Here is a 14,339-nt window from a genome sequence, read left to right on the forward strand (position 1 = left end):
GAACGACCGGCAGCGCTTGCGTTCGTCTCCTCGATGGCTCGCCAGATGAGCACCGGCCCGTCCTGCTCCCCAGTGCCGCCCAACCGCACGGCTGCTCGCTGCAGGGTCAGTAAGGGACCTTGACGGAGGTCGCGATGCTCCAGGGGCCGCAGTCGGAGCTGAAGGTGCCCCGGTCGCAGCCCTGGACGACGAAGGCGGCCTTGACGAGCCCGCCGTGGCCATTGGAGGTGATGCAGGTGTCGCCGTTGCACGTGGGGTCGACGGAGTAGGCGCCGCTCCACGGGGTCAGCCGGGCGACTTTCACCTGGGTGGCCTTGCCGCCGTCGACGCTCCAGCGGACGTTGAAGAAGTCCCAGTCGCGCCCGAGGCCGCTCCAGCGGAAGACGGCCTTGCCCTTGGTGTAGTAGGCGCGGACCAGCGTGCCGCCGCCGAGGTTCGGGGACCAGACGATCTTGCCGTTGCGGAAGGTCTGGTACGAGCCGCGCTGGCTGGCGTAGCCGTACTCCTTGGTGGTCGGGCAGCCGTAGACGCTCCGCTCGCCGCCGTTGGAGCGCCACAGGTCGCCGACGAGGCTGCCGGCCGGCGCCACCAGGGCGGGGTCGCAGGCGGCGGCGTTCGCGGGGGCGGCGCCGATCGTGAGGGCCGTGGCGGCCGTGCCGAGAGCGGTGACGAGGCCGAGGAGGGTGCGCATGTGCGGCATCGGAGTGGTCCTTTCCGGTGTTGGTTTCCGCACTCTGTGTAATACGAACCACTTGAAAGGGGGCGACGGCGGATTGCGACCCACTTGCCGGACGCTTTCCGCCGCCCCCGCTTGATCAGTGCAGACTCCCGGACGCCGTGCCCGCCAGCGGAGTGTCGTCGGTGTATCTGACCTCGTAGACGCGCTCCGCGAACCTCCAGCCGTCCGAGGTCCGCTGGTAACGGTCGTGGTAGATGGAGTAGTTCTGGTGCGAGCTTCCGTCGCGGAAGCGGCCGAATTCCGCGACGTACGCGCGGCCGATAGCAGTGTCGCCGTCAACCTGGATCGTGCCGGGGTGCGTGTTCTGCACGAAGTACTCCCAGAGGCTCTGCAGTCGCTCGATGCCGGCGCGGATCTCCTCCCGGCTGCCGAAGTCGACGCTGGCGTCGGGGATTCGCCACACTCCGTCCCTGGTGAACAGCGCCGCGAATCGGTCGTAGTCGCGCATCATCCCGGCGTCGGTGAACTCGCCGCGCAGCGCCTCGATCTCAACGCGATCAGCGATGTCCTGAAAATTGCTCATCACTTCTCCCTTGTCCCATCGAACATCTGGTCAGCCGGCCGGCGTTCGTCGCAGCAGTACGACGACGCAGCCCCTCGAAAGGTGAGGCCACGCGTCAGCGATTTCCCCATGGCGACGCGCCTCAGGGCCGGTAAGGTCGTGACCTTCGGCTGGCGTCGGCTGCCGGAGTTTCGCAAGGCGGACACTCATGAGTACCCCCGCACTGGACACCGCCCTGGCGGACCTGATCGCCACCTTCCGCGGGATGACCGCCCACCCCGATGAGCACTACTGCGAGTGCCGCTGGAGCAAGGGCGAAGGCCTGGCCCTCCTGAGGACCCCGGACACCTGGCTGCAACCTCGCCTACTGTGGCGCATGTGGTGGAGTCCCGACTGGGACGACCACGCGGCAGTGCTGCGCCGGATCTTGCCTCAGCTTGCGTACTCCCTGGTCAAGGGCTGGGTGGAGCCGATTGGCGACATGAGCGAGGTGGGTCGCTCGCTCGCTTTCGGTGATTGGCAGCAGTGGCCTGCCGAGCAGGCCGCCGCCGTTCGGGGGTTTCTGCACTCATGGTGGGAGCACAGCCTCACCACGCCCGATATCGCCGTGCCCGCGTACGAAGTGCTCACGCTGTGCGTCGAGGCGTCCGGCACGTTCACGCCCTGGCTCGACGCCTGGGAGCCGCTGAGCGACCCGGTGGCCGACCGGCGGCTGGCCGAGATCGTCGCTCGCTGGGGGCCCGACCTGCTGGAGAACCAGTTTCCCTGGCACACCCGGAATGACGAGCAAGCCCAGCACGCGGAGCTGACCACCTGGCTGGTACGCCACGCTCCCGCCCGCTTGCGTGCCGCCGACACGCCGGACCAACTGCTCCAATGGGTACGGCTACTGGGCCTCCCCGAGCCCGCCCGCTGGGACGACCCGTACTGGGACGACCACAGCTGATGGTCGCCGAGCGGCAAGGAAATGGACCCGTCGCACATCGACGAGGTGGTTCCCGCCGGGACCGTCGAGAGCAGAATGCACGGACAACGGCACACCGGCGGCGACGAGCCGGCGCCTCTTGCCAGCGCGGGCTACATCGTGATAGCCGATCCGGAGGGAAACGAGCTCTGCTTGGACTGAACGACGGGGAACTTCACCCCGGTGAGGTCTTCGGAGACGGCCCACAGCCGCTGCTGGACGGCTATCTCGTACGACTCCGGGCTGGAGGTGACCAGCCGGGGGTGGCCCATGACCTCGTTGCGTCCGCCGGGACCGTAGTACTGGCCGCCGAGCGCGGCGGGGTCGGTGGCGGCGCGCAGGGTCGGCAGCGCGCCCATCGCCGGCGTCTGGGTGATCAGCGGCGCGAGCCAGGTGAGCGGAAGCCGGAGGGCCGCGGGGGTGTTGCGGGCGAGCTCGGTGCTGGACATGCCGGGGTGCGCGGCCACCGCGACGGTGGTGCCGTGCGTGGCGAGCCGGCGCTGCAGCTCGTACGTGAACATCAGGTTGGCCAGCTTGGACTGACCATAGGCGGCGACCCGGCTGTACGACCGCTCCCACTGCAGGTCGTCGAAGTGGATCGCGGCCCGGATGCGGTGGCCGGTGCTGCTGACCGTCACCACGCGCGAGCCGGGCACCGGCAGCATCAGGTCCAGCAGCAGCCCGGTGAGCGCGAAGTGGCCGAGGTGGTTGGTGCCGAACTGCATCTCGAAGCCGTCCCGGGTGGTCTGCTTCGGGGTGTACATCACGCCGGCGTTGTTGATCAGCAGGTCGATCCGGTCGAGCCGGGACCGCAGCGCCGCCGCCGCGGTCCGGACGGAGTCGAGCGAGGTCAGGTCCAGCGCCTGCACGGTCACGTCGCCGGTCATGCGGGCCGCGGCCTGCTCGCCCTTCTCGACGTTGCGCACGGCGAGTACCACGGACGCCCCGCGCTCGGCGAGCGCCTTGGCGGTCTCGTACCCCAGTCCGGTGTTGGCCCCGGTCACCACGGCCACCCGCCCGCGCTGGTCCGGGATGTTCGCCGTCGTCCACTTCTCGCTCATGTCAGGCTCCCCACTAGCTAACGTACCGAAGGTATCTTGTGCTGACGACGTTAAAGTACTTCCGGTACGTTGTCAACGTACCGCAGGTACTTAAGTTAGGCTGGCGATCGTGACGTTCCAGCGGGCGCGAACCGAAGAGCAGCGGGAGATCCGCCGACGGGCGATCCTCGACATGGCGTCGGCGATGCTCGACGAGATGCCTGTGGCCGCGGTCACCCTGAACGAGCTCAGCCGCCGGGTAGGCCTGGCGAAGCCGAACGTGCTGCGCTACTTCGAGTCTCGCGAGGCGGTGCTGCTCGAACTGCTGGACCACTTCCTGCAGGAGTGGCTGACGGAACTGGCAGGCGAGTTGGCCGCCGGCATCGACGAGAATCTCCCCATGGCCGAGCGAGCGGCAGCGGTGGCCGAGATCCTCAGCCGCTCACTCTCCGGCCGAGTGGTGCTGTGCGACCTCTTCGGCGCCCAGGGCAGCGTCCTGGAGCACAACGTCTCCGTCGAGGTCGTAGCACGCTACAAGCGCGCCTCCCTGGACCGTCTGACAACCATGACCGCCCTGATCCAGAAGTACCTGCCGGAGCTGGGCGAGAACGCAACACTGTTCAGCCTGCAAACCATGGTCATGGCCGGCGCGCTGTCGGCGTACAGCACACCCCCACCCAGCCTGCAGGCGGCCTACCAGGCCGAGCCCGACCTGGCCCGCTTCCACTTGGAGCTGAAGGACTCCTTGGAGCAGGCCCTGACCGCAACCCTCCTGGGCGTGCTACCCCGCCGCTGACCTGCGTTGCACTGGACAGGCCCGAACCTCTGTACTTCTCGCGCCCGGACGGTGGACCATGGGACTCCACAAGCCTCACTTGACGGGATACTCGTCCACCGCGCCGGTGTGAATCTGTCAGAGGCCGAATCGATACAGGAACGGTCCATATCCAGCGCGGCAATATGGTCCATTCTCATCATGCCTTCCACTCCTGGAGTTACTCCGCGTGTTCGATCTCTCCTGACAGCCGCCGTGCTGGCCGCCGGCGTGGTCGTCGCCGTCTCCCCGCCGGCCCACGCGGCAGCCCCCGCCGTCCAGATCACCAAGATCTACTACGACTCCCCCGGCTCGCCCGACAGCGGGCAGAACAGCAGCCTGAACGGCGAGTACGTCCAGCTCAAGAACATGACCAAGAAGGCCGTCAGCCTCAGGGGCTGGACCATGCGCGACAAGACGAGCCGATCTGATCACGTCTACATGTTCGGCGCGTTCACCCTCAAGGCCGGGAAGACGGTCACCTTACGGACCGGCAGGGGCAAGAACACCACCACCGTTCGCTACTGGGGCAGGAGTGGCGGCGGGACCTTCGCCTACATCTGGAACCAGAGCTCGGACACCGCGTACCTGCGGAACGTGTCCGGCAAGCTGGTGGACTCCTGCTCGTACAACTCGTCGCGGGACGACTACAAGATCTGCTGACCTCGGCCCCACGCACATCCGGCCCCCGGTGCTCGCCGAGGGCCGGACGGACAGCGGCTGGCCGGCTGCGCATGCACCCCGGCCCTCGCGGCTGCTTGACCCGGGCCGGTACCGATCGACTTCGCACGCTCACCCCATCTTCTCGGCCAACTCTCCGATACGCATGTACCCGCCCTTCCAGTGACCCTGCTCACAGGCCTTGCCTCTCACATCAATGTCAGGATTTAGCGTTGCGGCAGGGCCTACCAGGGAGAAAACATGAAGATTTCCGGTTCTGTCGCACTCGTCACCGGCGCCAACCGCGGCATCGGGCGGCACTTCGCCCGGCTGCTGCTGGAGCAGGGCGCGAGCAAGGTGTACGCGACCGCGCGTACCCCCGAGTCCATCGACATCCCCGGCGTCGAGACACTGCGGCTCGACATCACCGACCCGGCGTCGATCGCCGCCGCGGCGGCGATCGCGACCGACGTCGACCTGCTGGTCAACAACGCCGGTATCTCGACCTTCACCAACCTCGTCACCGGCGACCTGGACAAGATCCGGCTGGAGATGGACACCCACTTCTACGGCACCCTCGGCATGATCCGGGCCTTCGCCCCGGTGCTCGGCGCCAACGGCGGCGGCGCGATCGTCAACATACTCTCCGCGCTGTCGTGGTTCTCCTACGACGGCGCCAACTCCTACGGCACCGCCAAGGCCGCCGAGTGGAGCCTCACCAACGGCGTGCGGCTCGAACTCGCCAAGCAGAAGACGCTGGTGACCGGTGTGCACCTGGGCCTGGCCGACACCGACATGGCGGCCGGCGCCGACGGCCCCAAGGCCGACCCGGCCGACGTGGTCCGCGCGACGCTCGACGCTGTCGAGGCCGGCAAGCTGGAGGTCGTCATCGACGACTGGAGCGCCCACGTCAAGGCGTCCCTGTCCCGCGATCCGCTCGAGTTCTACGGCCAGTCCCTGGCGAGCTGACGACGGGATGCCGGTGGGGAGGACGCAGACCCTCCCCACCGGATGTCTGACTCGATCCCGAGGCCGGCTTCGGCATCGCCGGCTTGGCCTGCGGCGGATAGTCGGATCGTCCAGTCAGTCCACCGGTTCCACCATTCTCACCGCCTCCGGGCTGGGCTCATAGTTACTTCACCTGAGCGGATCCCCCCTCGTGAAGTCCAGCCCTCGTTCTCACCGGAGGCGCAATGCCGCATCGAACCGGTCCCTTGGCCGCCGTGCTGACCCTGTCCGCGTTACTCCTCAGCCTTCTCACCGCTCCCCCCGCGCTGGCGCTGACGACCCGCGCCGTGAGCTCGCCGAACGGGCAGCTCGCCGTCACCGTCACCGAGCAGCCCCAGGGAGCGCTGACCTTCGCGGTGACGGCGGGAAGCACCTCGATCTTCGGGGATTCGCCCCTGGGCATCGCCACCTCGGCAGTCGACCTGCGCTCCGGGCTGGACTTCGTGACGGAGTCCCGCAGGGAGATCGACACGACGTACGAACTGCCCGCCGGCACCAAGCCGTCCTACCGCGACCACGCGCACGAGCTGGTGCTGACGTACGCCAAAGCAGGACAACAGCTGGAGCTGGTGATCCGGGCCTACGACGACGGCGTCGCCTACCGCTACCGCCTGCCGGGCAGCGGCGCGGTGTCGATCACGGACGAGGTCGGCGGGTGGCGCCTACCGGCGACCACCGGCGGCTGGGCCGCCCCCTGGAACGGGAACTACGAGCAGGACTACACCTACCGCGACGCCGCCCAGCTGAACTCCGCCACCGACCTCACCATGCCGCTGCTGGCGTCGATCGACGACAACGCCTACTTCACCGTGCTCACCGAGGCCGAGGTGGTGAACGCGAACGCCTCCTACGTGCCGTCCCTGCTGGCGGGCAGCGGCGCCGGCGACGGGCTGCTGAGCCTCAGGCGGACGCCGGACCAGGCGTTCCCGGTCTCGGCGACGTACCCGTTCCAGACGCCGTGGCGGGTGGCGATCATCGCGAAGGGCGTGGACCCGCTCTACAACTCGGACCTGGTGCAACACCTGAACCCGCCCGCGACGACCGACGCCTCCTGGGTGCGCCCGGGGCGGGCCGCGTGGTCGTGGTACGCCGACGGGGACAGCGCCGCCGACCTCGACAAGCAGAAGGAGTACGTGGACTTCGCCGAGTCGATGGGCTTCGAGTACGTGACCATGGACTGCTGCTACGACCGGACGAAGGACCTGCCGGCCATCGCGGAGTACGCGAAACGGCACGGGGTGGACATGTTCGCCTGGGTGAACGCCGAGCCGTTCGCCGATCCGGCCGTCGCGGACGCGCTGATGGCCGAGCACAAGGGGTACGGCATCAAGGGTCTCAAGGTGGACTTCTTCCTCAAGGACTCGCTGGAGGCGATGGGCTGGTACCAGTCGATCGGCAAGGCCGCGGGTGACCACGAGATGATGATCACCTTCCATGGCAACACCAAGCCGGGCGGGGAGAACCGTACCTGGCCGTGGCTGGTGACCACGGAGGCGGTGGCCGGGACCGAGCACTACCTGTACCCGCCGCCCACGACCGCGCGCCAGGACGTCACCTACCCGTTCATCCGGAACATGCTCGGCGGCATGGACTACACGCCGGCGATGATCTCGGAGAACGCGTCGATCCTCACGCAGGGGCACACGCTGGCGCAGGCCGTCGTGTACACCTCCGCGATGGTCAACTACGCGGACTCGGCGGCGGCGTACGAGCAGTGGGACGGCCGTCACCTGATGCGCGCGCTGCCGACGACGTGGGACGAGACGAAGGTCGTCGAAGGGTTCCCGGGAGATCACATCACGGTCGCCCGGCGCTCCGGCGGTGACTGGTTCGTCGGCGCGATGACGTCGCCGGCCAGGACCGCGACGGTTCCGCTGACGTTCCTCGACGCGGGCACGTACACCGCGACGATCTTCGCCGACGACGGCTCGGGACGGCTGACCACCTCCACCCAGAGCGTCACGAAGGCGACCACGCTCTCGCTGCCGATGATCGCCACCGGTGGGGTCTCAGTGCACCTGTCGAAGACCCCGCTGCCGGCGATCGGGTCCGGGGACACGCGGTACGAGGCGGAGAGCGCGTCCAACACGTTCAGCGGATCGGCGGTGATCCACGACTGCAAGGGATGCTCCGGCGGGAAGAAGGCCGGCGGGCTCGGGTTCAGCGGTTCGGTACGGTTCAACGACGTGCTGGCCGCGACCGCGGGCGAGCACCGGCTGACCTTCACCTACACCTCGGGCGACCCGCGGTCGTTCGAGATACGGGTCAACGGCGCCACCGTCTCGACGGAGAACCCAAAGGACTCCGGCGGCTGGGAGCACGTCGGCAAGTGGTCGCTCGACGTGCCGCTCAACGCGGGCGCGAACACCATCACCTTCCTGAACGAAGATGACTACGCCCCCGACGTCGACGCGCTGACGATCGCGCGCACGGTGCAGGCCGAGGGGCCGGCCAGCACCCGCCGGGGCGGCGCCCACGTGGAGCGGTGCTCGGGGTGCGAAGGCGGCGCCGGGGTGTCCGGGGGATCGCTCAAGGTGCCCGTCGACGCCGTCTCGGCCGGCAACAAGACGGTGCGGATCAACTACGCGTCCGCGACCGCCGGCTCGATCAAGGTGGCGGTGAACGGCGGATCGGCCGTCACCGTCCCGCTGCACGCGACGGGCGGCGCCGACACACCCGCGACCGTGACCGTCGGGCTGCCGCTGAAGTCCGGCGCGAACACGATCGTCCTCGAAAAGACCTCCGACGTAACCGTCGATTCGGTCGACCTGGTGCTGTGATCCGAGCGGTGTGGGCGGCGGGACGCGGTGCCGCCCACACCGTCGGATCGTCCATCCCCTCCCTGTGAAAGCCCATGTCAAAGAGGATTAACCGGCCGATAGCGTCATCGATGTGGAGAACGTGGTGACCGACAGAGAAATCGACGCCCAGGTCGAGAACACCGGCACGGGAGTGCGGCTGACCGTCACCCGGCAGGGTGCGGACGTCCTGGTGGTCCCGCTCGGGCTGGAGCTCGACGGCCGGCGACTGGGGACGGGCGCGGAGCTCGTACGCGTGTCGGAGCGGACGATCCGGGACCGGTTCCGCGCCCGCTCGGGCAAGGCGGTCGGCGAGCACGACTACGAGCATCGCGAGATCGTGTACGACTTCCGCGAGGCCGGCGTCGCCTGGCAGGTGATCCTCCGGGTGGCGCGGGACGGCGTGGCGATCCGCTACGCGCTGCCCGCGCTGGACGGGACCGCCCGCGTCACCGGCGACCGGACCGCCGTCGCGCTGCCCGCCGGGGCGCGGAGCTGGGTGCTCGACTACCAGACCTGGTACGAGACGCCCCGCTTCGGGGCCGTCAGCGGCGAGCTGCCGAGCGGCGCGTACGGGCTGCCGTACCTGGCCCGGCTGGACGCGACCACGCACCTGCTGATCACCGAATCGGGGATCGACGGCCGGTTCGCCGGGGCACACGTCGAGACGGGCGAACCCGACGCGGACGGCACGGACGGCGGGCTGACGTTGCGGTTCGTCCTCGCCGACGACAGCGTGGAGGTCACTCGCGGTGTCGTCACCCCATGGCGGGTCCTCCTCGTCGGGACATTGGCGGAGCTGGTGTCGTCGCTGCTCGTGGACGAGCTCGCGCCCGCCGCCTCCCCGGAGCTGGAGGAGGCGGACTGGGTCCGGCCCGGGCGGGGCGCCTGGTCCTGGTGGTCGGACTTCTACTCGGGCGCGCAGCTCGCCAAGCAGCGGCACTTCGTCGACGTGGCCGCCGACCTGGGGTGGGAGCACCTGCTCATCGACTGCGGGTGGGAGGAGACCTGGGTGCCGGAGATCGTCTCCTACGCCAGCAGCCGTGGCATCCAGGTACATCTGTGGACGATCTGGCGCGACCTGAACAGCCCGGAAGCCCTCCGCAAGCTGGCGCTCTGGCGGTCCTGGGGCGTCGCCGGGATCAAGGTCGACTTTATGGAGTCGGAGTCGAAGGACCGGTACCGCTGGTACGACACGATCCTCATGGAGACGGCCCGGCTCCGGCTCATGGTCAACTTCCACGGCTCGGTCATCCCGCGCGGGTGGGGGCGGACGTTCCCGCAGGTGATCGGGTACGAAGCGATCCGGGGCGCCGAGTACTACGTGTTCTTCGAGGACCAGGCGCTCACCGCCGCGCACAACGTCATCCAGCCGTTCACCCGCAACATCGTCGGGGGCATGGACGCCACCCCGGTCGCGTTCGGCGCCCCGAACCGTACGACCAGCGACGGGCACGAGCTGGGGCTGTCGGTGGCGTTCGAATGCGGGATCACCCACTTCGCCGACCACGTGGACGCGTACGTGAGCCGCCCGCTCGCGGCCCGGTTCCTGGCGGAGCTGGCACCGAGCTGGGAGGAGACGGTCCTGCTGACGGGCGACCCCGACAGCCACGCGGTCCTGGCTCGCCGCGCCGGCGACCGCTGGTTCGTGGGCGGCATCGCCACCGGTGCCCGCCGCACGATCCACGTACCACTCGACGCCCTTGGACTGTCACCGGACGCCCAGGTGTGGATCGTCGGCGACCAGCCGGAATCCGCGGCGACCGACGAGTTCCCCGCGACCCACGTCGCGCAGACGACCACGACGGGCGAGACAGCCGCGACCGGACTCGCGGAGACCGCCACGACCGCCGGGGAGGCGATCGACGTCGAGGTTGCGCGCGACGGCGGTTTCGTCGCCATCGTGGCGCCGGCCGGCACCGACCTGTTCCGGGCCACGCCCCGGCCGCGTCATACCGCGCCGACCGTACACCCGGCCGTCGCCGAGGTCGGCGCTGACGGTACCGCGACGATCACGACCGACGCCGATGCCCAGCTGCGCCTTCCCCCCGGCTGGTCAGCCGACCGCATCGACCCAACCGACCGCGCGGCCGAGACCGACCGTCCAGGCGCACCCGACCGCGCGGGCGAGACCGACCGTCCAGGCGCACCCGGCCGCGCGGGCGAAACCGACCGCTCGGGCGAGGTCCGCTGGGCCGTACGGCCCGCCCCCTCGCTGGGGACCGGGCGGCTGGGGGTGGTGACGGTCGAGCGGGACGGCGATGGGCGGGTGCCCGTCGTGGCGCATGCGCGCGTCGTGCGACCGTTGGAGCCCGGCCGCCACGCCCTGTCGGACCTGCCGATGGTCGCCTTCGTCAACGAGGACGGCCCCGTCGAGCGCGACCAGTCGAACGGCGCGGGCAACCCCAGCGACGGCCGCCCCATGCGGGTGGCGGGCCAGGGCTACGACCGCGGCCTCGGTACGGCGCCGTACTCGGAAGCACACTTCCACCTCGGCGGGCACGCGGAGACGTTCACCGGCGCGGTGGGTGTGGACGACGAGTCGACCGGCAGCGCCAGGGTCGGCGTCGTCTGCGACGGCCGCGAGCTGTTCACCGCCGTCGTCGAGGCGGGCAAGCCCGTCACGGACTTCACGGTGAACGTCCGGGATGTCCAGACCCTGTGCCTGCGCAGCGAGGCGGCCACCCCGGACGACCACGGCGTGCACGTCGACTGGGTCGGCCCGGCCCTACACGTCACATCCACCAGCCGATGACAACGCACAGCACGACCAGAGGAACACCATGAAAAGCACGTGGAAGGCGGCCGTGGCGATGGCCACGGCGGCGACGCTGCTCACGGCCTGCGCCGGCGAGACAGGGTCCGGCCCGAACGAGAAGGTCACGCTCACCTACGCCAACTGGAGCGAGGACCAGACTCCCGCGATGGAGCAGATCGCGGCGGAGTTCCAGAAGGCGAACCCGAACATCACCGTCAAGGTCCAGACGCTGCCCTGGACGGAGTACTGGTCGACGCTGCAGGTCGGCGCTGCGGGCGGCACCGCGCCGGACGCGTTCTGGATGCTCGCCGACCACTTCCGCGAGTACGCCAAGGGCGGCCAGCTGCTGGACCTGTCGGACACCGGCCTGGACATGAGCGTCTACCCCAAGGCCGTCACCGACGCCTACACCTACGAGGGCAAGACCTTCGCCCTGCCGAAGGACTTCGACACCAACGGCATCTGGTACAACAAGGCGCTGTTCGACGCCGCGAAGGTCCCCTACCCGGACGACACCTGGACCTGGCAGGACGCGCAGGACGCCGCCGAGAAGCTGACCGACAAGGCCAAGGGCGTGTGGGGCATCGCCGCGCCGATCGACCCGCAGGGCGGCTACTACAACACGATCCTGCAGGCCGGCGGCCAGATCATCAAAGCCGACGGCACCGCCTCGGACTTCGCGAGCCCGGCGAGCGTCGCAGGCCTGAAGTTCTGGACCGACCTGCAGGCGGCCGGCTCGTCGCCGACGCTGAAGCAGCTGTCGGACACCGAGGCCGTCTCGATGTTCGAGAACCAGAAGGTCGCCATGTACTTCTCCGGCGCGTACTGGGCCTTCCGCTTCCACAACAGCCCCGCGCTGAAGGGCAAGGTCGACGTCGCGCCGCTGCCGCAGGGCGTCAAGCGCGCGACCGTCACCAGCGGCATCGGCAACGCCGGGTACGCGGGCACCAAGCATCCCGAGGAGCTGAAGAAGTTCCTGGCCTTCCTGGGCGGGACCAAGGCCGCCGAGATCCAGGCCGCCACCGGCACGGTGCTGCCCGCGTACCAGGGGACGCAGCAGCCGTGGCTGGACGCGATGCCCGAGTTCAAGCTGCAGGTGTTCATCGACGCCATCGAGTACGGCGTGCCGCTGCCGATCGCCGGGAACACGGCGGAGTGGCAGGGCCTGGCCGCCGAGCACCTGGCTCCCGCCTGGGACGGCAAGAAGCCCGTACAGGAGGCGGCCCAGGAGTATCAGGCGGCCGTCGACAAGGTTCTCGCGAAGCAATGACGGTCACGACCACGAAGCCCGTGCGGGCGCGGCGGCCGGCCGGCCGCCGCGCCGGTGTCAGCGAGCCGGGCGGCTGGTGGGCGGCCGCGTTCATCGCCCCCGCGCTGATCGGGCTGGCGGCCCTCTACCTGTGGCCGTTCCTGTCCACCATGATCAAGAGCTTCCAGGACGTGCCGGCGTTCGGCCCCGCCACCTTCGTGGGCCTGGACAACTACGCGACCCTGATCGGTGATGCGGACGTCTGGAAGGCGTTCGGCAACTCCGCCCTCTACACGGCGATCATCCTGCTCGGCATCCCCCTGTCCATCATGCTGGCGGCGCTGATCGAGCAGGTCGGCCGGGGGCGCACGGTCTACCGGGTGCTGTTCTTCCTGCCGGTGGTCACCTTGCCGGTGGCCATCGGCATGGTCTGGCGGTTCATCTACAACGGCGACTTCGGGCTGCTGAACACGGTGCTGTCATGGTTCGGCGTCTCCGGCCAGTATTGGGTGGCCGACGCCCGCTTCACGATCTACGCCTTCGGCGTGGCCGGCATCTGGATGGGCCTCGGCATCAACCTGATCATCCTCGGCGCCGGCCTCCAGGCCATCCCGAAGGAGCTGTACGAGGCCTCCGCCCTCGACGGCGCGGGCCGCGTACGGCAGTTCTGGCACATCACCGTGCCGCTGCTCAGCCCGAGCATCTTCTTCGTGACGATCCTGAACGTGATCGCCGCCCTGCAGATGTTCGACCTGATCTTCGTCATGCTGCGCGGGGTGAACAACACGGCCCTCGCCGACTCCAAGACGATCGTGTACCTGTTCTACGAGAAGGCGTTCGTGCAGTTCGACCAGGGTTACGGGGCCGCGATCGCGATCGTGCTGCTCATGGTGATCATGGTCGCCACGGCTCTGCAGTTCCGCCTTCAGAAATCGTGGGTGTTCTATGGCTGAGACCGCCGCCCGTCCCCGCCCGCGCCGTGGGCGGCGTGGGCGTACGACCTGGCCGATCCACGTCATTCTCATCGTCGCGGTCGTCATCATGGTGGTGCCGTTCGTCTGGCAGATCCTCACCCTGTTCAAGTCGACGGCCGAGGCGACCAGGGTTCCGCCGACGTTCCTTCCGGAGGGCTTCGACCTGAGCTCGTTCACCACGTTCTTCACGACCGTGCCGTTCTGGTCGATGTTCGGGGTGTCGGTCGGCGCGCTGGTGCTGCGGGTCGGGGGCCAGCTCGCGGTGGCGGCGCTCGCCGGATACGCCTTCGCCCGTATTCGGTTCCGGGGGCGTGACGCGCTGTTCGGGGTGTTCATCGTCATGCTGATGGTGCCGAGTCAGCTGTTCCTGATCGGGCAGTACGGGCTGATCCGCGACCTGGGGCTGCTCGACACCCTGCCGGCGCTCGCCATCCCCGGCCTGTTCTCGGCGTTCGGCACCTTCCTGATGCGTCAGGCCTTCATGACCATGCCGAAGGGGTACGAGGAGGCCGCGCGGCTCGACGGCGCCAACACCTTCCAGGTGTTCTGGTACGTCATGCTGCCGATGGCCAGGCCGATGCTCGCCGCGCTCGCCGTGCTGACCGGCCTCTACTCGTGGAACGACCTGCTCTGGCCGCTGATCGTCTCGCCTTCAGGGGAGAACCGGCCGCTGCCGGTCGGCCTCGCGGGGCTGCAGGGACAATTCGGTACGGACTACCCGACGTTGATGGCAGGGGCGTTCGTCTGCTCCATCCCGCTGGTGATCGTCTTTCTGCTGCTGCAGCGGCAGTTCTTCGCGGGCATCGCCAACAGCGGGCTCAAGGGATGAGGGG

Annotated in this window: 12 protein-coding genes; 9 read left to right on the forward strand and 3 right to left on the reverse strand. The window is 69.0% G+C overall.

What is annotated here, in order from left to right:
* Positions 1-106: 106 nt before the first annotated feature.
* Positions 107-700 carry an LGFP repeat-containing protein gene (locus tag ACTMTF_RS36180; protein WP_441114696.1) on the reverse strand — a complete coding sequence of 198 codons (594 nt, stop codon included), beginning with the start codon at positions 698-700 and terminating at the stop codon, positions 107-109.
* Between the two features lie 115 nt (positions 701-815).
* Positions 816-1,262 (reverse strand): YybH family protein, encoded by a 447-nt coding sequence (locus tag ACTMTF_RS36185; protein ID WP_441114697.1) that lies wholly within the window; start codon positions 1,260-1,262, stop codon positions 816-818.
* A gap of 187 nt (positions 1,263-1,449) precedes the next feature.
* On the opposite strand from ACTMTF_RS36185, the gene ACTMTF_RS36190 reads away from it, so the two are divergent.
* Positions 1,450-2,187, forward strand: coding sequence for a hypothetical protein (locus ACTMTF_RS36190; protein ID WP_441114698.1), 738 nt, complete (start codon positions 1,450-1,452; stop codon positions 2,185-2,187).
* 131 nt (positions 2,188-2,318) lie between these two features.
* Here the strand turns inward: ACTMTF_RS36190 and ACTMTF_RS36195 are convergent, their stop codons facing one another.
* Positions 2,319-3,266 (reverse strand): SDR family NAD(P)-dependent oxidoreductase, encoded by a 948-nt coding sequence (locus ACTMTF_RS36195; RefSeq protein ID WP_441114699.1) that lies wholly within the window; start codon positions 3,264-3,266, stop codon positions 2,319-2,321.
* 109 nt (positions 3,267-3,375) lie between these two features.
* On the opposite strand from ACTMTF_RS36195, the gene ACTMTF_RS36200 reads away from it, so the two are divergent.
* From ACTMTF_RS36200 to ACTMTF_RS36235, 8 genes are all read left to right on the forward strand, one after another.
* Positions 3,376-4,041 carry a TetR/AcrR family transcriptional regulator gene (locus tag ACTMTF_RS36200; RefSeq protein ID WP_441114700.1) on the forward strand — a complete coding sequence of 222 codons (666 nt, stop codon included), beginning with the start codon at positions 3,376-3,378 and terminating at the stop codon, positions 4,039-4,041.
* A gap of 180 nt (positions 4,042-4,221) precedes the next feature.
* Positions 4,222-4,722 carry a lamin tail domain-containing protein gene (locus ACTMTF_RS36205; RefSeq protein ID WP_441114701.1) on the forward strand — a complete coding sequence of 167 codons (501 nt, stop codon included), beginning with the start codon at positions 4,222-4,224 and terminating at the stop codon, positions 4,720-4,722.
* A gap of 258 nt (positions 4,723-4,980) precedes the next feature.
* Positions 4,981-5,688 (forward strand): SDR family oxidoreductase, encoded by a 708-nt coding sequence (locus ACTMTF_RS36210; RefSeq protein ID WP_441114702.1) that lies wholly within the window; start codon positions 4,981-4,983, stop codon positions 5,686-5,688.
* A gap of 224 nt (positions 5,689-5,912) precedes the next feature.
* A complete protein-coding gene (locus tag ACTMTF_RS36215) occupies positions 5,913-8,507 on the forward strand; it encodes a glycoside hydrolase family 97 catalytic domain-containing protein (protein WP_441114703.1) in 2,595 nt (864 codons plus the stop codon).
* 124 nt (positions 8,508-8,631) lie between these two features.
* Positions 8,632-11,280: a glycoside hydrolase family 97 catalytic domain-containing protein gene (locus tag ACTMTF_RS36220; RefSeq protein ID WP_441114704.1), complete on the forward strand. Its 2,649-nt coding sequence runs from the start codon at positions 8,632-8,634 to the stop codon at positions 11,278-11,280.
* Positions 11,281-11,308: 28 nt separating this feature from the next.
* Complete coding sequence (locus ACTMTF_RS36225) at positions 11,309-12,553, forward strand: ABC transporter substrate-binding protein (RefSeq protein ID WP_441114705.1); 1,245 nt, start codon at positions 11,309-11,311, stop codon at positions 12,551-12,553.
* Positions 12,550-13,485, forward strand: a complete 936-nt coding sequence (locus ACTMTF_RS36230) for a carbohydrate ABC transporter permease (protein ID WP_441114706.1) — start codon at positions 12,550-12,552, stop codon at positions 13,483-13,485. Before ACTMTF_RS36225 ends, ACTMTF_RS36230 begins: the two co-directional genes overlap by 4 nt.
* The gene (locus ACTMTF_RS36235; protein WP_441114707.1) at positions 13,478-14,335 is read left to right on the forward strand and encodes a carbohydrate ABC transporter permease; all 858 of its coding nucleotides are present in this window, start codon (positions 13,478-13,480) and stop codon (positions 14,333-14,335) included. The genes ACTMTF_RS36230 and ACTMTF_RS36235 overlap by 8 nt, the downstream gene beginning before the upstream one ends.
* Positions 14,336-14,339 lie beyond the last annotated feature (4 nt).

The organism is Nonomuraea sp. ZG12 (assembly GCF_052068115.1).
Lineage (GTDB): Bacteria > Actinomycetota > Actinomycetes > Streptosporangiales > Streptosporangiaceae > Nonomuraea.

Bases quoted from the DNA above. Each gene is read 5' to 3' on its own strand.
- ACTMTF_RS36180 (WP_441114696.1), bottom strand. From the start codon at position 700: ATGCCGCACATGCGCACCCTCCTCGGCCTCGTCACCGCTCTCGGCACG.
- ACTMTF_RS36185 (WP_441114697.1), bottom strand. From the start codon at position 1,262: ATGAGCAATTTTCAGGACATCGCTGATCGCGTTGAGATCGAGGCGCTG.
- ACTMTF_RS36190 (WP_441114698.1), top strand. From the start codon at position 1,450: ATGAGTACCCCCGCACTGGACACCGCCCTGGCGGACCTGATCGCCACC.
- ACTMTF_RS36195 (WP_441114699.1), bottom strand. From the start codon at position 3,266: ATGAGCGAGAAGTGGACGACGGCGAACATCCCGGACCAGCGCGGGCGG.
- ACTMTF_RS36205 (WP_441114701.1), top strand. From the start codon at position 4,222: ATGCCTTCCACTCCTGGAGTTACTCCGCGTGTTCGATCTCTCCTGACA.
- ACTMTF_RS36210 (WP_441114702.1), top strand. From the start codon at position 4,981: ATGAAGATTTCCGGTTCTGTCGCACTCGTCACCGGCGCCAACCGCGGC.
- ACTMTF_RS36215 (WP_441114703.1), top strand. From the start codon at position 5,913: ATGCCGCATCGAACCGGTCCCTTGGCCGCCGTGCTGACCCTGTCCGCG.
- ACTMTF_RS36225 (WP_441114705.1), top strand. From the start codon at position 11,309: ATGAAAAGCACGTGGAAGGCGGCCGTGGCGATGGCCACGGCGGCGACG.
- ACTMTF_RS36230 (WP_441114706.1), top strand. From the start codon at position 12,550: ATGACGGTCACGACCACGAAGCCCGTGCGGGCGCGGCGGCCGGCCGGC.
- ACTMTF_RS36235 (WP_441114707.1), top strand. From the start codon at position 13,478: ATGGCTGAGACCGCCGCCCGTCCCCGCCCGCGCCGTGGGCGGCGTGGG.